The 24,119-nt window shown below is 72.4% G+C and carries 21 protein-coding genes; 8 read left to right on the forward strand and 13 right to left on the reverse strand.

Going from position 1 to position 24,119, the window contains the following annotated elements:
* Positions 1-25: 25 nt before the first annotated feature.
* Both RM812_RS07150 and RM812_RS07155 read right to left on the reverse strand, forming a co-directional pair.
* Complete coding sequence (locus RM812_RS07150) at positions 26-1,837, reverse strand: outer membrane protein assembly factor BamB family protein (protein WP_311571547.1); 1,812 nt, start codon at positions 1,835-1,837, stop codon at positions 26-28.
* Between the two features lie 256 nt (positions 1,838-2,093).
* Positions 2,094-3,908: an ABC-F family ATP-binding cassette domain-containing protein gene (locus tag RM812_RS07155; protein ID WP_311571548.1), complete on the reverse strand. Its 1,815-nt coding sequence runs from the start codon at positions 3,906-3,908 to the stop codon at positions 2,094-2,096.
* 156 nt (positions 3,909-4,064) lie between these two features.
* Here RM812_RS07155 and RM812_RS07160 point away from each other — a divergent pair, with 156 nt between their 5' ends.
* Positions 4,065-4,658 (forward strand): Uma2 family endonuclease, encoded by a 594-nt coding sequence (locus RM812_RS07160; RefSeq protein ID WP_311571549.1) that lies wholly within the window; start codon positions 4,065-4,067, stop codon positions 4,656-4,658.
* 5 nt (positions 4,659-4,663) lie between these two features.
* Here the strand turns inward: RM812_RS07160 and RM812_RS07165 are convergent, their stop codons facing one another.
* From RM812_RS07165 to rsmI, 5 genes are all read right to left on the reverse strand, one after another.
* The gene (locus tag RM812_RS07165) at positions 4,664-5,560 is read right to left on the reverse strand and encodes a 4-(cytidine 5'-diphospho)-2-C-methyl-D-erythritol kinase (RefSeq protein ID WP_311571550.1); all 897 of its coding nucleotides are present in this window, start codon (positions 5,558-5,560) and stop codon (positions 4,664-4,666) included.
* Positions 5,561-5,567: 7 nt separating this feature from the next.
* On the reverse strand, positions 5,568-6,428 hold the full coding sequence (gene rsmA, locus RM812_RS07170; protein WP_311571551.1) for a 16S rRNA (adenine(1518)-N(6)/adenine(1519)-N(6))-dimethyltransferase RsmA: 861 nt from the start codon (positions 6,426-6,428) through the stop codon (positions 5,568-5,570).
* Between the two features lie 87 nt (positions 6,429-6,515).
* Positions 6,516-7,406 carry a TatD family hydrolase gene (locus RM812_RS07175; protein WP_311571552.1) on the reverse strand — a complete coding sequence of 297 codons (891 nt, stop codon included), beginning with the start codon at positions 7,404-7,406 and terminating at the stop codon, positions 6,516-6,518.
* 55 nt (positions 7,407-7,461) lie between these two features.
* Positions 7,462-7,884 carry a hypothetical protein gene (locus tag RM812_RS07180; RefSeq protein WP_311571553.1) on the reverse strand — a complete coding sequence of 141 codons (423 nt, stop codon included), beginning with the start codon at positions 7,882-7,884 and terminating at the stop codon, positions 7,462-7,464.
* Between the two features lie 159 nt (positions 7,885-8,043).
* A complete protein-coding gene (gene rsmI, locus RM812_RS07185) occupies positions 8,044-8,892 on the reverse strand; it encodes a 16S rRNA (cytidine(1402)-2'-O)-methyltransferase (RefSeq protein WP_311571554.1) in 849 nt (282 codons plus the stop codon).
* A gap of 402 nt (positions 8,893-9,294) precedes the next feature.
* Here rsmI and RM812_RS07190 point away from each other — a divergent pair, with 402 nt between their 5' ends.
* The 3 genes from RM812_RS07190 (at position 9,295) to RM812_RS07200 (ending at position 14,699) form a co-directional block, all read left to right on the forward strand.
* Positions 9,295-11,040: a dolichyl-phosphate-mannose--protein mannosyltransferase gene (locus tag RM812_RS07190; protein ID WP_311571555.1), complete on the forward strand. Its 1,746-nt coding sequence runs from the start codon at positions 9,295-9,297 to the stop codon at positions 11,038-11,040.
* A gap of 151 nt (positions 11,041-11,191) precedes the next feature.
* Positions 11,192-12,814 carry a penicillin-binding transpeptidase domain-containing protein gene (locus RM812_RS07195; RefSeq protein WP_311571556.1) on the forward strand — a complete coding sequence of 541 codons (1,623 nt, stop codon included), beginning with the start codon at positions 11,192-11,194 and terminating at the stop codon, positions 12,812-12,814.
* 220 nt (positions 12,815-13,034) lie between these two features.
* On the forward strand, positions 13,035-14,699 hold the full coding sequence (locus RM812_RS07200) for a penicillin-binding transpeptidase domain-containing protein (protein WP_311571557.1): 1,665 nt from the start codon (positions 13,035-13,037) through the stop codon (positions 14,697-14,699).
* 28 nt (positions 14,700-14,727) lie between these two features.
* On the opposite strand, the gene RM812_RS07205 is transcribed toward RM812_RS07200, so the two are convergent.
* On the reverse strand, positions 14,728-15,123 hold the full coding sequence (locus tag RM812_RS07205) for an SsgA family sporulation/cell division regulator (protein ID WP_311571558.1): 396 nt from the start codon (positions 15,121-15,123) through the stop codon (positions 14,728-14,730).
* Positions 15,124-15,288: 165 nt separating this feature from the next.
* Here RM812_RS07205 and RM812_RS07210 point away from each other — a divergent pair, with 165 nt between their 5' ends.
* The 4 genes from RM812_RS07210 to RM812_RS07225 all read left to right on the forward strand — a co-directional run bounded on the left by RM812_RS07210 (position 15,289) and on the right by RM812_RS07225 (position 19,193).
* Positions 15,289-16,350, forward strand: a complete 1,062-nt coding sequence (locus RM812_RS07210; protein ID WP_311571559.1) for an energy-coupling factor ABC transporter permease — start codon at positions 15,289-15,291, stop codon at positions 16,348-16,350.
* Position 16,351: 1 nt separating this feature from the next.
* On the forward strand, positions 16,352-17,113 hold the full coding sequence (gene cbiQ, locus RM812_RS07215) for a cobalt ECF transporter T component CbiQ (protein ID WP_311571560.1): 762 nt from the start codon (positions 16,352-16,354) through the stop codon (positions 17,111-17,113).
* Positions 17,101-17,904 carry an energy-coupling factor ABC transporter ATP-binding protein gene (locus RM812_RS07220; protein ID WP_311571561.1) on the forward strand — a complete coding sequence of 268 codons (804 nt, stop codon included), beginning with the start codon at positions 17,101-17,103 and terminating at the stop codon, positions 17,902-17,904. Before cbiQ ends, RM812_RS07220 begins: the two co-directional genes overlap by 13 nt.
* A 77-nt stretch (positions 17,905-17,981) precedes the next feature.
* The gene (locus tag RM812_RS07225) at positions 17,982-19,193 is read left to right on the forward strand and encodes a serine hydrolase domain-containing protein (RefSeq protein ID WP_311571624.1); all 1,212 of its coding nucleotides are present in this window, start codon (positions 17,982-17,984) and stop codon (positions 19,191-19,193) included.
* 9 nt (positions 19,194-19,202) lie between these two features.
* Here RM812_RS07225 and RM812_RS07230 read toward each other — a convergent pair whose 3' ends face one another.
* The 5 genes from RM812_RS07230 to RM812_RS07250 form a co-directional block, all read right to left on the reverse strand.
* A complete protein-coding gene (locus RM812_RS07230; RefSeq protein ID WP_311571562.1) occupies positions 19,203-19,478 on the reverse strand; it encodes a DUF1876 domain-containing protein in 276 nt (91 codons plus the stop codon).
* A gap of 56 nt (positions 19,479-19,534) precedes the next feature.
* A complete protein-coding gene (locus RM812_RS07235) occupies positions 19,535-20,389 on the reverse strand; it encodes a DMT family transporter (protein ID WP_311571563.1) in 855 nt (284 codons plus the stop codon).
* Positions 20,386-20,898: a YbaK/EbsC family protein gene (locus tag RM812_RS07240; RefSeq protein WP_311571564.1), complete on the reverse strand. Its 513-nt coding sequence runs from the start codon at positions 20,896-20,898 to the stop codon at positions 20,386-20,388. The genes RM812_RS07235 and RM812_RS07240 overlap by 4 nt, the downstream gene beginning before the upstream one ends.
* Before the next feature lie 125 nt (positions 20,899-21,023).
* Complete coding sequence (locus RM812_RS07245; protein ID WP_311571565.1) at positions 21,024-23,270, reverse strand: MMPL family transporter; 2,247 nt, start codon at positions 23,268-23,270, stop codon at positions 21,024-21,026.
* 131 nt (positions 23,271-23,401) lie between these two features.
* Positions 23,402-24,004: a TetR/AcrR family transcriptional regulator gene (locus RM812_RS07250; protein ID WP_311571625.1), complete on the reverse strand. Its 603-nt coding sequence runs from the start codon at positions 24,002-24,004 to the stop codon at positions 23,402-23,404.
* Between the last annotated feature and the right edge of the window lie 115 nt (positions 24,005-24,119).

Here is a 24,119-nt window from a genome sequence, read left to right on the forward strand (position 1 = left end):
GACGGGAACGAGCGGGCGGAGAAGGTCACTTGCCGTAGGCGAGCATCAACTTCTCCTTCGAGTCGTCGTCTCCGCTCAGGCGGGTGCTGGAGATGTAGAAGCGCCCGTCGACCCAGTCGATGTCCTTGGAGTAGAAGCTGTTCTCGATCTCCGCGACACCCCGCGGGTTCTGCATCAGCTTGGCCGGCTGGTGGTCGCCGCCGCCGGTGGCGATCGAGACGACCTGGCCGCCCGCGTCGTAGGACGGCCGCACGTACGCGATGAGCTGCCCGCCCTCGGCCTTCATCGGCATCATCGACTCCTCCGCGGGGGACTTGACGCGCCACTTCTCCTTGCCGGTGGTGAGGTCGATCGCGACGATCGCGTTGGCGCCGCTGGTCGCCTCGGTCGGCAGGTAGAGGGTGTTGTCGGCGACGACGACACCCTCGCAGCCCTGGAGGTCGCGCTCGAGGATGGCCCAGCCGCACTCGGGGGCGAAGTCCTCCTGCACGCCGACCTGTTGGAGGACCTTGCCGGCGGAGGTGAAGGTGGAGATGTTCCAGACCTTCTTCTCCTCGTTGGTGGCGTAGACGACGAGCGGGTCGACGGAGTAGGCGCGCTCGACCCGCCAGCCCTTCTCGTACGGGTAGGTCCACAGGACCTTGCCGGTCTTCGGGTCGAGCCCCTGGAGCTCGTCGTGGTCGTTGTTGCCGCCGGCGCCGCAGGAGGCGACCTGGACGATCTGCGTCGGTCCGGTCGCGAACCCGGCGGGGAAGCAGGCGTCGCCGTACCGCTTCTTGTCGTACAGCTTCTTTCCGGTGGTGACGTCGTAGGCCGTGCCGGACTGGGAGCGGCCGGCCATGAGGATCTGGCCGCTGACGTTCAGCTCGACGGAGAGGGTGCTGTCGAAGAGCTCACCGTCCTCGATCTCCGCCTTCCAGCCCTTCGCCCCGGTGGCGAGGTCGATCTCCTGCATCTGGTTGCACTTGGCGCGGTCGCTGGAGCCGCTCATGTAGACGACGACGATCTTGTCGTCGGCCGTCTTCTCCGGGGTGACCGAGCAGATCTTCTCCGGGAAGACAATGGGGTCCCAGCTGGGCTTGCCGTCGCCGACGTCGTAGGCGACGACCTGCTTGTACGCCGCCTTCACCGCGGTCTTGCCGGTGATCCACATGCCGGGGGCGTCGGCGCCGGAACCGGGTGCGTCGGGCGCCTCCTTGTACCAGAGCACCTGGGACTCACCCGCCTGGCGGCCCTCGTTGAGGTTCTCGGGGTCCTCGCCGCCGTCGCCGCTGCCGTCACCGGTGTCGACGGGTGCGCTGCCGGAGCCGGTGGGCTTGGGGTCGTCGCTCTTGCCGGCGACGGGCTTCTTGTCCTTGTCGTCACCGCTGTTCGCGGTGACCGCCCACACGCCGCCGCCGATGACGAGCAGCGCCGCGACGGCGGCCCCGACGGCCAGGGCGGGCTTGCCCTTGAAGGGGTTGCGGGACCCGGAGCCGCCGGGCGGTGGGGTGCCGGGCGTGCCCGGGAACTGCGGCTGCGGATAGCCGTAGCCGGGCTGCCGGCCGTACGGGCCCGGCTGCTGGGGCTGGCCGTACGGGCCGGAGTTGTACGGTCCGGGCTGCGTGTACGGACCCGGCTGCGCGGGCTGCCCCGGCGGCTGCTGCGGGTAGCCGTACCCCGGCTGCGGTGGTTGCTGCTGCGGCGGGTAGCCGTACCCCGGCTGCGGCTGCGGCGGCGGGCCGGACGGCGGGCCCTGCGGGGGCTGCGGGGCCGGTGCCCCGAAGCCTCCCGGCGGTGGATCCTGCGGTGCTCCGAAGCCACCCGGCTGCGGCGGCTGATTGGGCGGCTGGCTCATCAGCGCGTTCCCCCTTATTACTACTGATTTCTAGCCACGCCCCGAGGTACGCGCTGGCCCCGGAGTCGTCTGCAGGCGATCGTTCGGACTGTCTCGGACGGTCCCTGGACAGTCCTCGGACGGCCTTTCTATCACCGCGCCGGACGGCACAACGGGCCGTGTCCGCCCCTGTTCCCAAGGGAGGACCGGCCCGTGATGCCTCTGTTACGCGCCTTCACGCCCTCTTCACGCCACGCGCGCCCCCTGCGCGCAGGACTCAGGCGTCCTCGGCCAGTTCCAGCCAGCGCATCTCCAGTTCCTCGCGCTGCCCCGCCAGTTCACGCAGCTCGGCGTCCAGTTCGGCCACCTTCGCGAAGTCCGTGGCGTTCTCGGCGATCCGCCCGTGCAGCTTGGCCTCCTTCTCGGAGACCTTGTCGAGCTGCCGCTCGATCTTCTGGAGCTCCTTCTTGGCGGCGCGCACGTCGGCGGCGCTCTTCTCCGGCACCTCCGAGGCCGGCTTGGCCGCTGCCGCCGGGACGTTGGCCGCAGCCGCCTCCTCCATGCGCCGACGCCGCTCCAGGTACTCGTCGATGCCGCGCGGCAGCATCCGGAGCGCGCCGTCGCCGAGCAGGGCGAAGACACGGTCGGTGGTGCGCTCGATGAAGAACCGGTCGTGGGAGATGACGATCATCGATCCCGGCCAGCCGTCGAGCACGTCCTCCAGCTGGGTCAGGGTCTCGATGTCGAGGTCGTTGGTGGGCTCGTCGAGGAAGAGGACGTTGGGCTCGTCCATGAGGAGCCGCAGCAGCTGGAGCCGCCGCCGCTCACCGCCGGAGAGGTCTCCGACCGGCGTCCACTGCTTCTCCTTGCCGAAGCCGAACGTCTCGCAGAGCTGACCGGCGGTCATCTCCCTGCCCTTGCCGAGGTCGACGCGCTCCCGCACGCGCTGCACGGCCTCCAGCACCCGCCAGTCCGGGTCGAGCTCGGCCACCTCCTGCGACAGATACGCGAGCTTGACGGTCCTGCCGACGCGCACCCGCCCGCCCGCCGGCTGCTGCTCGCCCTCGCTGCGGGCGGCGTCGGCGAGGGCCCGCAGCAGGGACGTCTTGCCGGCGCCGTTGACGCCGACGAGGCCGATGCGGTCGCCGGGGCCGAGCTGCCAGGTGACGTGCTTGAGCAGCACCTTGGGGCCGGCCTGGACGGTCACGTCCTCCAGGTCGAACACGGTCTTGCCGAGCCGGGACGACGCGAACTTCATCAGCTCGCTGCTGTCCCGGGGCGGCGGCACGTCGGCGATCAGCTCGTTGGCGGCCTCGACGCGGAAGCGCGGCTTGGAGGTGCGTGCGGGCGCGCCGCGCCGGAGCCAGGCCAGCTCCTTGCGGACCAGGTTCTGCCGCTTGGTCTCCTCGGTCGCGGCGATCCGCTCGCGTTCCGCGCGGGCGAAGACGTAGTCGGAGTAGCCGCCCTCGTACTCGTAGACGTCGCCGCGCTGCACGTCCCACATGCGGGTGCAGACCTGGTCGAGGAACCAGCGGTCGTGGGTGACGCAGACGAGGGCGGAGCGGCGCTCGCGCAGGTGCTGGGCGAGCCAGGCGATGCCCTCGACGTCGAGGTGGTTGGTGGGCTCGTCGAGGACGATCAGGTCCTGCTCGTCGATGAGCAGCTTGGCGAGCGCGATCCGGCGCCGCTCACCACCGGAGAGCGGCCCGATGACGGTGTCCAGCCCCTGCGGGAAGCCGGGCATGTCGAGCCCGCCGAACAGCCCGGTCAGTACGTCCCGGATCTTGGCGTTGCCCGCCCACTCGTGGTCGGCGAGGTCGCCGATGACCTCGTGGCGGACGGTGGCCTCCGGGTCGAGCGAGTCGTGCTGGGTGAGCACGCCGAGCCGCAGCCCGCCGGAGTGGGTGACCCGGCCGGTGTCGGGCTCCTCCAGCTTGGCGAGCATCCGGATCATGGTGGTCTTGCCGTCGCCGTTGCGACCGACGACGCCGACGCGGTCCCCTTCGGAGACGCCGAGGGACACGCCGTCGAGGAGTGCACGGGTGCCGTACACCTTGCTGACGTTCTCGACATTGACCAGGTTGACGGCCATTTCTCTCCTGCCTGGGGGATCGATCAGCCTTCAAGCGTAGGCCCTCCGGGGGGTGGGGTGACGCGGAAGGGGTTCGTCACTCTTTGTGGTGACGTATGTCGGACCGCGCGGCTACGGTGGGGAGCAGGCAGCAGGATCCCGCGTATGGGAGGAACCATGACCGCCGAGTCCGTAGAGCGCCGCGTCCAGTGGCCGGTGCCGCCGCAGGACGGATACACCGTGGACGACCTGTCCACGCTGCCGGATCTCCCGCCGCACACAGAGTTGATCGACGGGAGCCTGGTTTTCGTGAGTCCGCAGCGCCGTTTCCACTACCTGGCCATCGACCTGCTGTTCAACGGACTGCGCAGCTCGCTGGCGGCCGGACTCAGTGTCGAACGCGAGATGACCGTTCTCCTGGACGAGCGCAACGGACCCGAGCCCGACATCAGTGTGGTGCGCGCCGACGCGGTCACCGGATTGGATCAGACCAGCTTCCGGGCCGAGGACGTCCTCCTCGCCGTCGAGGTCGTGTCCCCGGAATCCGAGTCTCGCGACCGCACCACAAAGCCTCACAAATACGCTGCCGCCGGCATTCCGAGCTTCTGGCGCGTTGAACGGGAAGGGACCAAAGGCGGGCTCCTCATCCACGTCTACGAACTCGACCCGGTGAGCAAGGCCTACGTACACATGGGCCTGCATCGAGACGTCATCAAGGTCGACAAGCCCTACGCCATCGGCATCGATCTCTCGGCGCTCGGCAGGCAGTAGCCCTCTCAGACCACCGACGCCCCCGCCACCGCCCCCGACGCCGTACGCACGTCGCGGCACGTCCCCGAAGCCCGCAGTACCCCGGCGATGTCGGACGCGGAGCGGGCGTCCGGTGCGAGGAAGGCCGTCGTCGGGCCCGACCCCGAGACCAGCGCCGCCAGCGCCCCCGCCGCCCGCCCTGCCGCGAGGGTGTCGCCCAGCTCGGGGAAGAGGGAGAGCGCCGCGGGCTGGAGGTCGTTGGTGACGGCGACGGCGAGCGCGGCCGGGTCACCCTTGGCGAGGGCGTCCAGCACCGCCTGGTCGGCGACCGGCTCCGGAATGTCCAGGCCCTCCCCCAGCCGGTCGAACTCGCGGAAGACGGCCGGCGTGGACAGTCCCCGCGCGGCCCTCGCGAACACCCAGTGGAAGTCGCCGCCCACCTCCAGCTCCCTCAGCTTCTCGCCCCGCCCGGTGCCCAGCGCCGCCCCGCCGACCAGGCTGAACGGCACGTCGCTGCCCAGCTCGGCGCAGATCGCGAGCAGCTCGTCACGGGAGGCGCCGGTGCCCCACAGGGCGTCGCAGGCGACCAGCGCGCCCGCGCCGTCCGCGCTGCCGCCCGCCATGCCGCCGGCGACGGGGATGTCCTTGGCGATGTGCAGGTGGACGTCGGGCTCACGGCCGTAGCGCTCGGCGAGGGCGAGGGCGGCGCGTGCCGCCAGGTTGGTGCGGTCCAGCGGGACCTGGTCGGCGTCCGGGCCCTCGCAGGTGACGCGCAGGCCCTGCGGTGAGGGGGTCGCGGTGATCTCGTCGTAGAGGGAGACCGCGAGGAAGACGTTGGCCAGGTCGTGGAAGCCGTCGGGGCGGGCGGCGCCGACCGCGAGCTGGACGTTGACCTTGGCGGGGACGCGGACCGTCACGCTCACTTGCTCGTCACTCCTTGTGTTCGGCGATACGCGCGAACTCTTCCACGGTCAGCGCCTCACCGCGCGCCTGCGGCGACACGCCCGCGGCGACGAGGGCCGCCTCGGCCGCCGCCGCGGACCCGGCCCACCCGGCGAGGGCGGCCCGCAGGGTCTTGCGGCGCTGGGCGAAGGCGGCGTCGACGACGGCGAAGACCTCGCGCTTGGAGGCGGTGGTCCTGAGCGGCTCGGTGCGCCGGACGAGTGACACCAGTCCGCTGTCGACGTTCGGCGCGGGCCAGAAAACGTTGCGGCCGATGGCACCGGCCCGCCTGACCTCGGCGTACCAGTTGGCCTTCACGGAGGGCACGCCGTACACCTTCGAGCCGGGTCCGGCGGCGAGGCGGTCGGCGACCTCGGCCTGGACCATGACGAGGGTGCGCTCGATGCTCGGGAAGGTGTCGAGCATGTGCAGGAGGACGGGCACGGCCACGTTGTACGGCAGGTTGGCGACCAGCGCGGTCGGGGCGGGGCCCGGCAGCTCGGTCACGTGCATCGCGTCGGAGTGGACGAGCGCGAACCGGTCGGCGCGGCCCGGCATGCGGGCGGCGACGGTGGCGGGCAGGGCGCCGGCGAGGACGTCGTCGATCTCGACGGCGGTGACCCGGTCGGCGACCTCCAGCAGGGCCAGGGTGAGCGAGCCGAGACCCGGTCCCACCTCGACCACCACGTCGTCGGGGCGTACCTCGGCGGTGCGGACGATACGGCGGACCGTGTTCGCGTCGATCACGAAGTTCTGGCCGCGCTGCTTGGTGGGGCGTACGCCGAGGGCTGCCGCGAGTTCACGGACGTCGGCGGGGCCCAGGAGGGCGTCTGGGGTGGGGCTGCTCACTCCGCAAGGGTAGCCGGGGGCGGGCGCGGGTCGGCCGGGGTCGTGCGCGGGGCCGCCCCCCGGCTGCCGACCGTGACGGTTCTCGGGTCAGTAGCCGAAGGCGCGGGCCGTGTTCGCCGCCAGTGCCGTCGCCAGGGCGTCCTCGTCGATGCCGCGCACGTCTGCCATGGCGCGCACCGTGACCGGTACCAGGTAGGGGGCGTTGGGCCGGCCCCGGTAGGGCGCCGGTGTCAGGAACGGCGCGTCGGTCTCCACCAGGACCAGCTCGAGGGGGGCCACGGCGAGGGCGTCGCGCAGGTTCTGGGCGTTCTTGAAGGTGACGTTGCCGGCGAAGGACATGTAGTACCCGGCACGGGCGCAGATCTCGGCCATCTCCGCGTCGCCGGAGTAGCAGTGGAAGACGGTGCGCTCGGGGGCGCCCTCCTCCTTGAGGACGCGCAGGACGTCGGTGTGGGCGTCGCGGTCATGGATGACCAGGGTCTTGCCGTGCCGCTTGGCGATCTCGATGTGGGCGCGGAAGGACCTCTCCTGCGCCTCCTTGCCCTCGGGGCCGGTGCGGAAGTAGTCCAGTCCCGTCTCGCCGACGCCCTTGACCTGGGGCAGCGCCGCCAGCCGGTCGATCTCGGCGAGGGCGTCGTCGAGCGCCGCGTCCCCGCCGGGCTGCCGGGCGCCCTGCCTCGACCAGCCGTCGGGGTCTCCGTGGACGATGCGCGGCGCCTCGTTGGGGTGCAGGGCGACGGTGGCGTGGACGGCGTCGTACGCCGCCGCCGTCTCGGCCGCCCAGCGGGAGCCGGCGAGGTCGCAGCCGACCTGCACGACCGTGGTGACACCGACCGACGCGGCCTTGGCGAGGCCCTCCTCCACCGTGCCCGACTGCATGTCGAGGTGGGTGTGCGAGTCGGCTACCGGCACCCGGAGGGGTGCGGGGAGCGGCGGCGCGTCGTTCTTGTCGGAGCGGCCCGAGGTGTTCGAAGGCATGCCCCGATCCTACGAAAGGTCCCGCGGGTCCCCGCGCGGTCGGCTCCCCGCGCGGTCAGCCCGCCCTGCGGTGGAGGTGGAGGGCGTGCAGGAGGTCGCCCAGGTGCCGGTGCCGGCGCGCGGAGGGGCCTGACGACGTCCGGGGCACCTGCGGCACCTCCAGGGGGCCGGCCGGCGGCACCCGGTGGAGGCCGTGCGCGGCGCCGCGCACCGAGGCGACCCGGCCGGGCCGCATGATCCGTACGACGTGGTTGTCGCAGTTGGCGCAGGTCGGCCGGGTGAGCGGGGAGGGCACGATGCGGCCGTCCGTGACGTAGAGCACGAACTCGTGGCCGTCGGCGTCCTTGTGGTGCTCTATCGCGAAGGACTGCTCCCAGCCGTGCCCGCAGCGCATGCAGGCGAACGAGTACGACTCGTGGACGACGGCGGTGGCCCCGGCGCGCAGTCCGGCCCGTGTTCCGCTCTCACCAATGCTCATCCCGGCTCCTCCGGTTCGCTCGCTGTTCCTTGCCTCAGTGGACTCCTCCACCAGCGGGAAAGCACCGGATCTGTCGAGTGTTTGGGCCGATTTGGGGTGCCCTTGGCCGAGGGGCCGGGAGGTCAGGAACGAGTCAAGCGTGGCCGGATCGGACCGCTCTCAGGCTCCCGCGTTCTTCGCGGCGACCACCGCGTCGAACACCTCCCGCTTGGGCACGCCCACCTCGGCGGCGACCGCGGCGATCGCTTCCTTGCGCCGCTCCCCGGCCTCCTCGCGCACCCGCACCCTGCGCACCAGTTCCTCGGCGCCGACCTCCCCGGGGCCCTTGTCCGGGGCGCCCTCGACGACGACGGTGATCTCACCGCGCACGCCCTCGGCGGCCCACGCGGCCAGCTCGCCCAGTCCTCCGCGCCTGACCTCCTCGTAGGTCTTGGTCAGCTCCCGGCAGACGGCGGCGCGGCGGTCGGTGCCGAAGACCTCGGCCATGGCGGCGAGGGTGTCGTCGAGGCGGTGCGGGGCCTCGAAGTAGACGAGGGTCCGGCGCTCCCCGGCCACCTCGCGCAGCCGGCTCAGCCGCTCGCCGGCCTTGCGCGGGAGGAAGCCCTCGAAGCAGAACCGGTCGACCGGCAGCCCGGACAGGGCGAGCGCGGTGAGCACGGCGGACGGGCCGGGCACGGCGGTGACGCGGACCTCCCGTTCGACGGCGGCGGCGACCAGCCGGTAGCCGGGGTCGGACACGGACGGCATCCCGGCGTCGGTCACCAGCAGCACGCGTGCCCCGCCCACCAGCTCCTCGACCAGCTCGGGCGTGCGGGCGGACTCGTTGCCCTCGAAGTACGACACGACGCGCCCCTTGGGCGTGACGCCGAGCGCCTGGGTGAGCCGACGCAGCCGCCGGGTGTCCTCGGCGGCGACGACGTCCGCGCCGGCCAGTTCCGCGGCGAGCCGGGGCGGGGCGTCCTGGACGTCGCCGATGGGGGTGCCCGCCAGTACAAGGGTTCCAGTCACGCCCCCATCCTCCCAGGACGCGGACGGACGTCCTCCCGGGAGTGCGTCCCCGCGGAAGGGCGTCGTCCCGGGGGCGGCGGACGGGGACGCATCCGGACCGCTCCGGGGCGACGGACCGGGACCCGACCGGACCCCTCCGGGACCGACGAACCAGGACTCGACCAGACCCCCCTCCGGGACCGACGAACCAGGACTCGACCAGACCCCCCCCCGGGACCGACGAACCAGGACTCGACCAGACCCCCCCCCCCGGGACCGACGAACCAGGACTCGACCAGACCCCTCCGGGACCGACGAACCAGGACTCGACCAGACCCCCCCGGGACCGACGGACCAGGACGCACCCGGACCGCTCCGGGGCATGCGCGGGACGTGCACAGCACGGTTCCCTACGATGGCGCGGTGACCAGTACCGCGTCCTCCACGGACACCCGGCAGGACCAGGCCCCGCACGACCGGCGGTCCACCTGGCAGCAGCGGCTGAGCCGCTTCGGCCACACGGTGGGGCCCGCGGCGGACGACGTCCGCGACCGGCTGGTGCCCCCGTACACGCGCCCCGGTCCGCGGCTGTGGGTCTTCCTCGGCCTGTCGAAGCCGCTCGCCGACCGGACCGTGCGCTGGTCGGCCTGGGGCGGACCGCTGCTGGTGGCGCTGCTCGCGGGCGTGCTGCGGTTCTGGAACCTGGGCAGCCCGAAGGCGGTGATATTCGACGAGACGTACTACGCCAAGGACGCGTGGGCGCTGATCCACCGCGGTTTCGAGGTCAACTGGGACAAGGACGCCAACGACCTGATCCTGAACTCGGGCGGTGACGTCCCGATCCCCACGGACGCGGCGTACGTCGTGCATCCGCCGGTCGGCAAGTACGTCATCGGGCTGGGCGAGCTGCTGTTCGGGTTCGATCCGTTCGGCTGGCGGTTCATGACGGCCCTGCTGGGCACGCTGTCGGTGCTGCTGCTGTGCCGGATCGGGCGCCGGCTGTTCCGCTCCACGTTCCTCGGGTGCCTGGCGGGCGCGCTGATGGCGGTGGACGGGCTGCACTTCGTGATGAGCCGCACCGCGCTGCTGGACAGCGTGCTGATGTTCTTCGTGCTGGCCGCGTTCGGCTGCCTGGTCGTCGACCGCGACCGGGCCCGCGGGAAACTCGCCGCCGCGCTGCCGGTGGACGCCGACGGCCGGGTCCGGCCCGACGCGCACATCGCCGGGACCCTGCGCATCGGGTGGCGGCCGTGGCGCTGGGCGGCGGGCCTGATGATGGGCCTCGCCCTCGCCACCAAGTGGAACGGCCTGTACATCATGGCGGCCTTCTGCGTGATGACCGTGCTGTGGGACGTCGGCGCCCGACGGGTGGCGGGCGCCCGCAGGCCGCGTCTGGCGGTGCTGAAGTACGACCTGGGCTGGGCGTTCCTGGCGACGGTGCCGGTCGCGCTCATCACCTACCTCTGGTCCTGGGCCGGGTGGATCTTCTCGGCCACCGACGGCACCGGCGGCTACTACCGCAACTGGGCGGCGACCGACGGCAAGGACAGCGCCTGGTCCTGGCTCTTCCCCGACTGGTGGCGCAGCCTGTGGCACTACGAGACGCAGGTGCTGGAGTTCCACACCCACCTCACCTCGCCGCACACGTACCAGTCCAACCCCTGGAGCTGGATCGTCCTGGGCCGCCCGGTCTCCTACTTCTACGAGTCGCCGTCGCCCGGCTCGGACGGCTGCCCGGCCGACGCGGGCGAGAAGTGCGCCCGCGAGGTGCTGGCGCTGGGCACGCCGCTGCTGTGGTGGGTGGGCTGCTTCGCGCTGCTGTACGTCCTGTGGCGCTGGGTCTTCCGCCGCGACTGGCGCGCGGGCGCCATCGCCTGCGGCCTCGCGGCCGGCTACCTGCCCTGGTTCCTGTACCAGGAGCGCACGATCTTCCTCTTCTACGCCGTCGTCTTCCTGCCGTTCCTGTGCCTGGCGGTGGCGATGCTGCTGGGGGCGATCGTGGGTCGGCCGGGCTGCGGCGACACCCGGCGGGTCGCGGGGGCGACGGCCGCGGGCGTCCTGGTGCTGCTGATCGCCTGGAACTTCATCTACTTCTGGCCGCTGTACACCGGTACGGCGATCCCGATGGACGACTGGCGGTCGCGGATGTGGCTGGATACCTGGGTCTGAGCACGCCGACGGGTCTCCGTTCGGCCACCATCCGGAAACATCCGTACCGACGGTCACGCCGTGCACATAGAGTGCAACCACACTAGTTCTGAACGCGTTCAAGAGGGCGGGCGGAAGCTCTGACGGGCATCCGGCCGGGAGGGGACTGCCGATGGGCAGGGGGGTGAAGGTCGCCGTCATAGGCGGCGTGTTCGCCGTGATGGTGGGCGGGGCGGGGTACGGCGCCTACAACGTCGTGTCGGCGCTCGACGGCGACGGGGGCTCCGGGGGGTCGCCCAGGAGCGGGCCGCCGAGCGGCGACGAGATCGGGGAGACGTCGGAGAAGTTCTTCGCGGCCTGGGAGAAGGGCGACGCGACCACGGCGGCGTCGCTCACCAACAACGCCGCGACCGCCGGGACCCTCCTGACGGCCTACGGCGAGGGCGCCCACATCACGGGCGTCGAGATCACGCCCGGCACGGCGACCGGCGCCACCGTGCCGTTCACCGTGAAGGCGAAGGTGTCGTACGAGGGCACGACCAAGCCGCTGACCTACGAGAGCCGGCTGACGGTGGTGCGCGGCGAGACGACCGGGCGCGCACTGGTCGACTGGAAGCCGTCCGTCGTCCATCCCCGGTTGAAGGACGGCGACACACTGGTCACCGAGGAGTCGGCGACCCCGCAGATCCAGGCCGTCGACCGCGACGGCACCGTGCTGACGAAGGAGAAGTACCCCTCGCTCGCACCGGTCCTCGCCACGCTGCGCGAGAAGTACGGCGACAAGGCGGGCGGCACGCCCGGCGTCGAGCTGGCCGTCCGGCACACGACCGCCAACACCCCCGACACGCCGTTGCTGACCGTGACCGAGGGCAAGCCCGGCAAGCTGGAGACGACGCTCAGCGCCGGCGTCCAGGCGGCGGCCGAGAAGGCGGTGAAGCGGTACGGCGAGTCCTCGGTGGTCGCCGTCAAACCGAGCAGCGGCGAGGTGCTGGCCGTGGCGAACAACCGCGCGGACGGCTTCAACGCGGCCTTCGAGGGACGGGTCGCCCCCGGCTCCACCATGAAGATCATCACCGCCGCGATGCTCATCGACAACGGCGTGACCTCGATGAACGGCCCGGCTCCCTGCCCGGCCACGGCGGTCTGGCAGAGCCAGGCCTTCAAGAACATCACCGGCATGGAGCCCAACGAGAGCGCCACGCTCGCCAACACCTTCCTGCGGTCCTGCAACACGGGCTTCATCAAGCTCATCGACGAGGACCCGCTGACGGACGCCTCGCTGACGACGGAGGCCGAGGAGCGCTTCGGGCTCAAGGGGGACAACTGGCAGACCGGCATCATCTCCTTCGACGGCCGCGTCCCCGCGTCCGGCGGCCCGGACCGCGCGGCCAACGCCATCGGCCAGGGGCAGGTGCAGATGAACCCGCTGAACATGGCCTCGGTGACGGCGACGGCCATCACCGGCGAGTTCCGCCAGCCGTACCTGGTCCCGTTCGACCTGGACGACCGGAAGCCGGCCACCGCCAAGGGCCTGCCGCAGGGCACCGCCGCCCAGCTCAAGCAGATGATGCGGCTCACCGCCACCCAGGGCACCGCGCAGGAGGCCATGTCCGGGCTCGGCGGCGACATCGGCGCGAAGACCGGGTCGGCCGAGGTCGACGGGAAGTCCACGTCCGACAGCTGGTTCACCGGCTTCCGGAACGACGTCTCGGCGGCGGCCATGGTCGAGGAGGGCGGCCACGGCGGTGACGCGGCCGGCCCGATCGTGGCGGACGTGCTGCGGGCGGGTGGCTGAATCCGGACAGCCGGGCGGAGCGGGAGACCCCAGGGCCTGTCCGGCCATTCCCGTCCGACCATCCCGTCCGACCCTGCCCGTCGTCCGACCGGAGGGCGCGCCGCGAGGCAGGCGGGGATGGCCGGACAGCCCTAGGGTGGGCGCCATCGTTGGAAGCGTGCAGCGACGAGGGCACCGCCGGCCCGGGAAGTGACGGGCAGCGCGGAGGAACGGGAACGCAGTGGGCAGCAGAAAGGCCGCCGCCGAGCGGCGGAAGACGGGTCCCGCCGTGGTCACCGGCGTGGCAGCCGTGGTCGTGGCCGGCGCCGGATTCGGTGCCTACACGCTGTACGGCGGCGGGGCCGCGGTCGAGGAGGGAGCGCGGACGGCCGCGGCGGAGAAGGTGGAGTCGGGCCCCCTTTCGGCGACCGAGGTCACCGCGACGGCCCAACGGTTCCTCACGGCCTGGCAGAAGGGCGACGTCGCGGCGGCCGCCGCCGCGACCGACGACGCCGAGGCCGCCGAGGCCCTGCTCACCGGCTACACCAAGGACGCCCGGGTCAAGGACGTCAAGCTCACCGCGGGCACCCCGGCCGGCGCCACGGTCCCGTTCTCCGTGAAGGGCACCGTCTCCTACGAGGAGACCGCCGAGCCGCTGGCGTACGACAGCGCCCTGACCGTCGTCCGCCGGGCGGGCGACGGCGAGCCGCGCGTCGGCTGGCACGCCACCGTCGTCCATCCCGAGCTGAAGGACGGCGACAGGCTCGTCACCGGGGAGGCCGGAACCCCGCCGGTCAAGGCGCTGGACCGGGGCGGCGGGGAGCTCACCGCCGCGAAGTACCCGTCGCTGGGCACCGTCCTGGACGGGCTGCGCGAGGGGTACGGCAAGAAGGCCGGCGGCAGGCCGGGCGTCGAGCTGCGCGTGGTGCGCGGCAAGGAGTCCAAGGCGGCCAAGGCCTCCGACAAGACCCTGCTGGAGCTGAGCGAGGGCGCGCCGGGCACCGTGCGGACGACCCTGGACCCCGGCCTCCAGGACGCCGCCGAGAAGCAGGTGGCCGGCCAGGCGCGGGCGTCGGTGGTCCTGCTGCGCGCGTCCACCGGTGAGATCCTCGCCGTCGCCAACGGCGGCCACGGCTTCAACACCGCCTTCCAGGGCTCGCTGGCCCCCGGCTCCACCATGAAGGTCATCACCGCCTCGGTGCTGCTCGACAAGAAGCTGGCGTCGATCGACGGGAAGCACCCGTGCCCGAAGTACTTCAGCTACGGCGGCTGGAAGTTCCAGAACGACGACGAGTTCGAGATCAAGGACGGCACCTTCAGGGCGAGCTTCGCCCGCTCCTGCAACACCGCCTTCATCAGCCAGGCCCCCGAGCTGGAGGACGACGACCTGGCCAAGCAGGCGAAGGAGGTGTTCGGCCTGTCGATGAACAACTGGTCGGTCGGTGTGCCCACCTTCGACGGCGCCGTGCCGGTGCAGAGCGAGGCGCAGATGGCCGCCGCCCTCATCGGCCAGGGCGGGGTGCGGATGAGCCCGCTGAACATGGCGTCCGTGGCGGCGACCGTGAGGTCGGGCAGCTTCCACCAGCCGTACCTGGTCGCCCCGTCGGTCGACGGCCGGCGGCTCGCCACGGCCTCCCGCACGATGTCCGCGTCCACGCTCGCGCAGCTGCGGCAGCTGATGTCCTACACGGCGGCGCACGGCACCGCGGCGGAGGCGATGGCCGGGGTGGGCGGGGACGCCGGCGCGAAGACCGGCTCGGCGGAGGTCGACGGCCAGGAGCAGCCCGACGGCTGGTTCACCGCGTACCGGGGCGACCTGGCCGCGGCGGGCGTGGTGCAGCAGGGCGGCCACGGTGCCGACAGCGCGGGCCCGATCGTGGCGGCACTGCTGAAGGCGGCCGGCTGACCGGGCGGCACCCCGCACGCCCGTGGGATCAGTGCGACACCGGTTCCGCCGTGGCCGTGACCGTCGCCGTGGCCGTGTACGTCCGGCGCAGGAACCGTATGAGCGCCTTGGTGTCGAACTGGACCACCGAGCAGCCCTGCGGGGAGTGGAACTCGACGACGGCCTGCACCCGCCCGCACGGCCACACCCGCACCGCGCCGGCCCCGGCCGGTGCCCGGAGTCCCTGCTCCAGCAGGGCCCGGGCGAAGGTCCATTCGCGGGAGCCGTGACGCCGCCCCCGCGAGGGCAGGCCGACGCACACCGACCGTGGATCGCCGTCGGGGTCGTAGCGCAGTACGACCGGTATGGCTCCGCCGTCGTCCTCGTCCGGAAGGTCCGAGTCCGTCAGGATGTGGGCTCGTGCGTACTGTTCGACTACGGACATCGGATCGCCCCTTGCGCTCTGCCACCTCTGCGAAAGCCGTGCGTCCGCCCCCACTCCAATGTCCCACATTTCCCGGTTCGCGCCCTTCGGGCCGCATGTCGGGTGTGAGATCAGCCTTTACCTCGCTCTTGCAAAGAGTTTGCAACTGGTCCCTATCATCGACTCGTGCACGTACCTGACGGATTCATCGACGCCCCGACCTCCGCCGTGACCGGAGTCGTGGCCGCGGGCGCCATCGCGGTCGGCCTGCGCGGCGCACGCCGCGAACTGGACGAGCGGACCGCGCCCCTGGCGGGCCTGGTCGCGGCGTTCATCTTCGCGGTGCAGATGCTGAACTTCCCCGTCGCCGCGGGCACCAGCGGGCACCTGCTCGGCGGTGCCCTCGCCGCGATACTCGTGGGCCCCTACACAGGGATCCTGTGCGTCTCCGTCGTCCTGCTCATGCAGGGCATCCTCTTCGCCGACGGCGGCCTGACCGCGCTCGGCGTGAACATCACCGACATGGCGATCGTCACCACGGTCGTCGCCTACGCCCTCTTCCGGGGCCTGGTGAAGGTCCTGCCGCGCACCCGCCGCTCGGTCACCGTCGCCTCCTTCGTCGCCGCGCTCGTCTCCGTCCCGGCCGCCGCCCTCGCCTTCACGCTCCTGTACTGGATCGGTGGCACCACCGACGTCTCCATCGGCAAGGTCGCCACCGCGATGGTCGGCGTGCACGTGCTGATCGGCGTCGGCGAGGCCGCGATCACCGCGCTGACCGTCGGCGCCGTCATCGCCGTACGCCCGGACCTGGTGTACGGCGCGCGCGGGCTCCGGCAGCGGCTGAAGCTGCGGGTGAACGGCGCACTCGTCGACGCGCCCGCCGCCGAACCGGCGCCCGCGCCCGCCGCCGCCCGCTCGCACCGCACGCTGTGGATCACCGGCCTGGTCACCTCGCTGCTCCTGGCCGGTTTCGTCAGCTTCTACGCCTCCGCCGACCCCGACGGCCTGGAGAAGGTCGCCGCCGACAAGGGCATCGACGAGAAGGCCGAGGAGCACGCGAGCGCCGACTCCCCGCTCGCCGACTACGGCGTCGAGGACATCACCGACGCCCGCGTCTCCGGCGGCCTCGCGGGCGTGATCGGCGTCGGCGTCACGGTCGTCGCGGGCAGCGCGGTGTTCTGGACGGTGCGCAGGCGGCGCGACGACGACACGTCCCCCACGAGCACCCCCACGGACACGGGCGTCTGACATGGGCGCAGGGCACGCACACCGGCTCTACCGGCACGGACACTCCCCCGTGCACGGCCTGCCGCCGCACACCAAACTCGCCGCGGTCTTCGCCTTCGTGGTCGTCGTGGTGTCGACCCCGCGCGAGGCGATGTGGGCCTTCGGCGTCTACGCACTGCTGCTCGCGGCGGTGGCCTACGCGGCCCGCGTCCCGGCCGGCTTCCTCCTCAAGCGGCTGCTGATCGAGGTGCCGTTCGTCGCGTTCGCGGTGCTGATGCCGTTCGTGGCGGAGGGCGAGCGGGTCGAGGTGCTCGGCCTGTCGCTGAGCGTCAACGGCCTGTGGGGCGCCTGGAACGTGCTGGCCAAGGGCACGCTGGGCGTCGCCGCCTCCGTCCTGCTCGCCGCCACCACCGAGCTGCGCGAACTGCTGCTCGGCCTGCAGCGGCTGAAGCTCCCGCCGCTGCTGGTGCAGATCGCCTCGTTCATGATCCGGTACGGCGATGTGATCACGGACGAGATGCGCCGGATGCGGATCGCCCGTCAGTCACGGGGCTTCGAGGCGAAGGGCGTCCGGCACTGGGGGGTGCTCGCCAAGTCCGCCGGAGCCCTCTTCATCCGCTCCTACGAGCGCGGCGAGCGCGTCCACCTGGCCATGGTCAGCCGGGGATACGCCGGTTCCATGCCGGTGATCGACGAGGTGACCGCGTCCCGGGCGCAGTGGTCGTACGCGCTGGCCCTCCCGTGTGCGGCGCTGGTCGTCTGTCTGCTGGGATGGACGGCGTGACTCCCTCCCCCGCGTCCCCCGACTTCCCGGCGTCCCCCGACTCCCCCGCCTCCCTCGACGTGTCCGGCCTCGCCTTCGCCTACCCCGACGGGCACCAGGCCCTCTTCGGCGTGGACTTCTCCGTCGCCCGCGGCGAGCGGGTCGCGCTGCTCGGCCCGAACGGCGCGGGCAAGACGACCCTGGTCCTGCACCTCAACGGCATCCTGACCGGCGGCACCGGCACGGTCACGGTCGCCGGGCTGCCCGTGGACAAGCGAAACATGGCGGAGGTCCGGCGCCGGGTCGGCATCGTCTTCCAGGACCCCGACGACCAGCTCTTCATGCCGACCGTGCGTGAGGACGTGGCCTTCGGACCGGCGGCGGCCGGGCTGAAGGGACCGGAACTGGAGGAGCGCGTGGACCGGGCGCTGGGCCTGGTCGGCATGGCCGAGTTCAAGGACCGCCCCCCGCACCACCTGTCCTTCGGTCAGCGGCGCCGGGTCGCGGTGGCGACCGTGCTCGCCATGGAGCCGGAGATCCTGGTCCTGGACGAGCCCTCCTCCAACCTCGACCCCGCCTCCCGCCGGGAGCTCGCCGACATCCTGCGCTCCCTCGACGTCACGGTCCTGATGGTCACCCACGACCTGCCGTACGCGCTGGAACTGTGCCCCCGCGCCCTGATCCTGAGCGACGGCGTGATCGCGGCGGACGGCCCGACCGGTGCCCTGCTCTCCGACGAGGAGCTGATGCGCGCCCACCGCCTGGAGCTCCCCTTCGGCTTCGACCCGCGGTCGGTGACGACGGGCGGGTGAGGAATCGCAGGCGGCCGGTGGCGGTTGCACCCACTGTCACAGGCGAGCGGAAGGGACGTGCAGAGGTGGACGCGGACGTGGACGTGCACGGCACGGTGGCCGAGGGCTTCGAACCGGTGAGGGACGCGTTCGCACGCAACTTCGCGGCGCTCGGGGACCGGGGAGCGGCGGTCGCCGTCTACCGGGACGGACGCAAGGTCGTCGACCTGTGGGGCGGGACCAAGCACGTCGACGGCACAGCCGACACGGCCGGCGCGAACGGTGCCGAGCCGTGGCGCCGGGGCACCGCCCAGGTCGTGCGCTCGGCGACCAAGGGCGTCGCCGCCGCCGTACCGCTGCTGCTGCACCAGCGCGGGGAGCTGGACCTGGACGCGCCGGTGGGCGAGTACTGGCCCGAGTTCAAGGCGCACGGCAAGGAACAGGTGCGGGTCCGGCACGTGCTGAACCACCGGGCCGGGCTGCCGGTCCTGGACCGCCCGCTCACTCCCGAGGAGGCCCTCGACCCGCTGCGGGGCCCCGAGGCCGTCGCCGCCCAGGCACCCGTCTGGGAGCCGGGCACCGACCACGGCTACCACGCGCTGACGTACGGCTGGCTGCTCGACGAACTGGTCCGCAGGGTGACGGGCGGGCGGAGCACGGGCGAGTGGATCGCCGAGGAGATCGCCCGGCCGCTGGGGCTGGACCTGTGGCTGGGGCTGCCGGCCGCGGAGGAGGCGGCGGGCCGGGCCGGACGGGTCGGGCGCGTCGAGGGACCCGAGCCGTCGGGCGGTCCGCGCCTGCGCCCCAAGCGCTCCGTCACCGAGGCCTACGAGGACCCGGCCTCCCTCACCCGCCGCGCCTTCGCCGCGATCACGCCGTTCCCGGACCAGAACGACCCGGCGTACCGCGCCTCGGCCCTGCCCGCGACCAACGGCATCGCGACGGCGGACGGGCTGGCCCGGTTCTACGCGGCGCTGATCGGCGAGGCCGACGGCGTGACCGGGCGCACCCGGCTGTTCGACCCGGCCACCACGCGCCGGGCGCGGGCCGAGGAGTCGGCGGGCCCGGACCGCGTCCTCGTCGTCAACACCCGCTTCGGGCTCGGTTACATGCTGCACGGCAGCGCGTCCCCGTTCCTGTCCCCCGGCTCCTTCGGCCACCCGGGCCGCGGTGGGTCCCTCGGCTTCGCCGACCCCGAGGCGGGCCTCGCCTTCGGCTATGTCACCAACGGCTTCCGCAAGACCGTGACGGCGGACCCGCGGGCGCAGGCGCTGGTGCGGGCGGTGCGGGCGTCGCTGGGCGCGGGCTGAGCGCTCCTCTCAGACGTGGATCGGGTGGGAGGTCCTCCCCGACGCCGTGTCGATCTCGTCGTGCGCCTTGGTGAGCAGCTGCATCGCCAGCTCGTTCAACGCCCGGGCGCCGGCGACCTCCTCGCCGACCCTGGGCTGGTGGGCGTCGACGCGGTGGCGGCTGGCGTGGCCGTGGCCGCGGACCTCGGTGCCGTCCGGTAGCCGTACCATCGCGACCGCCCGGGTGTGCTGGTCGTCCTCCAGGAACTCCAGCTCGACATGCCATCCCACTGCGGTGTGCATCATGACGTTCACCTCCGGAATACCTGTTTCCAGGGTGCCCCCCGCAGCCGCCGCACGCACTATCCCGGCTGTCCCGTGTGCAGCATCAGCCCGATCCCGACGACGAGGAGACCCGCCGCCGCGATCCGGGGCGCGCCGAACCGCTCCTTGAAGAAGAGGGCTCCTATCGCCGCGCCGACCAGGATCGAGGACTCGCGCAGCGCGGCGATCGGCGCGAGTTCGGCGCGGGTCTGCGCCCACAGCACCAGCGCGTACGCGGTGACGGACAAGGCCGCGCCGGCCAGCCCCAGCCCGGCCCGCGGGCGCAGCAGCGCCCAGGCTCCGGCGCGGTGGCGGTACAGGAAGTACGCCGGGAGCACCGTCCCCTGCACCGCCATCAGCCAGGCGATGTACCCGAGGGAGGAGCCGGAGGCGCGCACGCCCAGTCCGTCGACGACGGTGTACGCCGCGATGGTCACCCCGGTAGCCAGGGCCGCGCCGATCGCCGCCCAGTCGGGCCGGCGCCCGCGCAGTCCCCACAGGGCGACGCCGGTCAGGCCCGCACAGGACAGCAGGACGCCGCCGGTCGCCCATCCGTCCGGCACCTCGTGCGCGAAGACGGCGGCGAGGACGGTGACGAGCAGGGGCGCGGAGCCGCGCGCGAGCGGGTAGGCCTGGCCGAAGTCGCCCAGCCGGAAGGACCGCATCAGCAGGGCGTAGTACGCGATGTGGATGGCGGCGGAGACGAGGAGGTACGGCCACGCCCCGGCCGCCGGGAACGCCGTGAACGGCAGCAGCGCGAGCCCGATGAGCATCCCGCCGCCGGATATCAGCGCGAAGCCGGTCAGCTTGTCCGTGATCCGGTGGGCGATGGCGTTCCAGGCGGCGTGCGTCACCGCGGCGAGCAGGACGGCGGCGGTGACCAGGGGGGTCACGCGGGGCGCTCGCGCACGTCCACGAGTGCGGCGCCGGCGGTGGCGACGAGGTCCCCCGGCTCCATCGGGAAGACGGCGTACGGGGTGCCGGCGGCGGCCCAGACGACCTCGTGCGCGAGGAGGGACCGGTCGGCGAGCACCCGGGTCCTGGTCCGGTGCCCGAAGGGCGGCACGCCTCCGATGGCGTACCCGGTGGTCTCCCGTACGACGTCGGCCTTGGCCCGCGTGACCTTCCCGGCGCCGAGCTCCTCCCGGACCCGCTCCACGTCGACGCGGGAGGCGCCGTCCATCAGGACCAGTACGGGGACGCCGTCGGCGGCGAAGACGAGCGACTTGCAGATCTGGCTCAGCTCGCACCCGAGGGCGGCGGCGGCCTCGGTGGCGGTGCGGGTGGCCTCCGGGAAGCGCCGGGCCCGTCCGGCCAGGTCACCGAGGCCGAGTGCGCGCAGGGCCTCGGCGAAACGGGGGTGGGCGGCGGGGGTTCCGGAGGCGTCGTCGGTCGTCGCCATGGAGGGCACCGTAGCGGTACGTGCGGCCGGCGGGCGACTGGTTGTGGCGTGGCCGCGACGCGGGAAGCCGGTGAGGGCCGCCCCGTCCCCACGGAGCCCTCACCGGCTGGTCTGCCGGGTGTGCCTCAGGTGTGGGCCGGCACTCTGTCCCCGTCCGGGTCGGTGTGCTTGCCCTCCCCGGCCGTGCGCAGGCCCTCGCCCTCGACGTCCACGTTGGGCAGGGCGCGGTCCAGCCACTTCGGCAGCCACCAGGCCTTCTTGCCGAGCAGGGCGAGGACCGCCGGGACGATGGCCATGCGGACGACGAACGCGTCGAAGAAGACGGCGATCGCCAGGCCGAAGCCGATCATCTTGACCATCGACTCGCTGGAGCCGATGAAGCCCGCGAAGACCGCCATCATGATGACCGCCGCGGCCGTGACGACCCTCGCGCCGTGCTTGAAGCCGGTGACGACCGCCTGGTTCGGCTTCTCGCCGTGGACGTAGGCCTCCCGCATGCGGGTGACCAGGAAGACCTCGTAGTCCATGGCCAGGCCGAAGACCACGCCGACCATGAAGATCGGCATCATCGACATGACCGGGCCGGTCTCCTCGACGCCCATCAGGCCGGACAGCCAGCCCCACTGGAAGACCGCGACGACCGCGCCGAGCGCCGCCATGACGGAGAGCAGGAAGCCGAGGGCCGCCTTCAGCGGGACCAGGATCGATCGGAAGACCACGATCAGGAGGAGGAAGGCCAGGCCGACGACCAGGACCAGGTAGGGCACCAGCGCGTCGTTCAGCTTCTGGCTGACGTCGATGTTCATCGCCGTCGAGCCGGTGACCAGGGTCTCCGCTCCGGTGTCCGCCTTGATGTCGCCGCCCGCGTCACGGATGGCGTGCACCAGGTCCTCGGTCTGGACGGAGGACGGCTTGGAGTCCGGGATCACGGTGATCGTCGCGGTGTCGCCGGCCTTGTTGGGCTGCGGCGGGGTCACCGCCACGACGCCCTCGAGGTCCTTGATCCCGTTCGAGACGTCGGTGAACGCCTCCTTGGGCGCGTCGCTGCCCTTGGCGTCCACCACGACCATCAGCGGGCCGTTGAAGCCGGGGCCGAAGCCCTCCGACAGCAGGTCGTAGGCCCGGCGCTGGGTGGTGGACGTCGGCTGGGAGCCGTCGTCGGGCAGGCCCAGTTCCAGGGAGGCCGCGGGGACCGCGGCGGCGCCGAGGCCGACGACGCCCAGGAGGAGGACGGCCAGCGGGCGGCGCACGACGAAGCTCGCCCAGCGGGTGCCCAGGTTGGCCTTGGGCTGCCGCTCCTCGCCCGGCGCGCCCTCGTTCTTCTCCGCGCCCTTGCGGCCGCCCAGGAGCCTGCCCTTCGCGCCGGCCGGCCTGACCCTGCGGCCGGCGTAGCCGAGCAGCGCGGGGACCATCGTCAGGGCGATCAGGACGGCGATGGCGACCGTGCCCGCCGCCGCGACGCCCATCTTGGTCAGCATCGGGATGTTGACGACCGCGAGGCCCACCAGGGCGATGACGACCGTGAGGCCGGCGAAGACGACCGCCGAGCCGGCGGTGCCGACCGCGCGGCCCGCGGCCTCCTCGCGTTCCCGCCCCTCGGCGAGTTCGGCGCGGTAGCGGGAGACGATGAACAGGGCGTAGTCGATGCCGACCGCGAGGCCGATCATCATCGCCAGGATGGAGGTGGTGGAGCCCAGTTCGAGCGCGCCGGCGAGGGCCGTGATCGAGGCGACGCCGATGCCGACGCCGATCAGGGCCGTGAGGAGGGGCAGCCCGGCCGCGACCAGCGAGCCGAAGGTGATGACGAGGACCACGGCGGCGACCGCGATGCCGATGATCTCCGTGGCACCGGTCTCCGGAACGGCCTGGAGCGCGTCACCGCCGATCTCGACGGTCAGCCCGGCGTCGCGCGCCTGCTGGGCGGCGTCCTCCAGCGCATCCTTGGTCGACTCCTCCAGCTCCATGCCGGAGACGTCGTACTTCACCGACGCGTAGGCGATCGTGCCGTCCTTGCTGACGGCGTTGCCGGTGTACGGGTCGGCGACGGAGGCGACCTCGGAGCCGTCGGCCAGTTCGCCGACGGTCTTCTCGACGGCCGCCTTGTTGTCGGCGTCCGTCATCTTCTCGCCGGACGGCGCCTTGAAGACGACACGGGCGGTCGCTCCGTCGGCGCTCTGGCCCGGGAAGCGCTGTTCCAGCAGGTCGAAGGCCTTCTGGGCCTCGGTGCCGGGGATGGAGAAGGAGGTGGTGCCGGCGGGCGGCGCGCTGGCCGCGCCGACGCCCGCGAGCGTCAGCAGGGCCACCCATATCAGGGCGACGAAGTGTCGTCGGCGGAAGGCGAGCCGGCCGAGTTTGTAGAGGAACGTGGCCACGAGGGCGTACTCCCGGTCAGGTCGTGGTTCTTCAGGGCAGGGGTGATCAGCCCGACGACGTGAGCGGTGACGTCAGGTGGGGCTCGGATGGAGGGGTGGGGGCTGGGGGGAGCTGAGGGAGGGGGGACGGATCAGGAGGTGGTGGAGACGCCGAGGGCGGGGAGGACCACGGCGTCGATGTAGGAGAGGAGGAAGTCCCTGGTCGGCGGCTGGTCGTCGAGCAGCGTGCGGGTGGCGACGCCGCCGACCATCATGTGCACGAGGAATTCCAGCGCCGGGCAGTCCGCTCTGATCTCACCGCGGTCCACGGCGCGTTGCAGCAGACGCCCGAACTCCGCCGACTCCGGTTCGACGAGCTGTTCCCGGAACGCCTGACGCAGGTCCGGGTTCTGATGGAGTGCCATGGCCAGGCCCCGCATCAGCGCCGAGTTCTGCTCCATCGTGCAGTCGTCCTCGCGGGCCACCAGGGCGTGCAGGTCGCCGCGGAGCGAGCCGGTGTCGATCGAGGCGATCTCGGCGTGCTTGTCGTGCCGGACGGCCTTGACGACCAGCTCGGCCTTGCCGCCCCACTGGCGGTAGAGCGTCGCCTTGCTGGACCGGGTGCGGGCGGCCACGGCGTCCATGGTGAGGGCGTCGTAGCCGACTTCCCGGAGCAGGTCGAGCACGGCGCCGTACAGCTCGGCCTCGCGTTCGGGAGTGATCCGACTGCGGCGCGCGGTGGCGACCTCGGTCATCTCGCTCACTTCTCTCTTCTGCTCCACCGGATCCACCGGACTCATCGGATCCATCGGACCAACACCGTTTCCTACACGATGAATGTACCCCCCGCCTTAGCGAAACGAAACGGTT

Source organism: Streptomyces lancefieldiae (genome assembly GCF_031845825.1).
Lineage (GTDB): Bacteria > Actinomycetota > Actinomycetes > Streptomycetales > Streptomycetaceae > Streptomyces > Streptomyces lancefieldiae.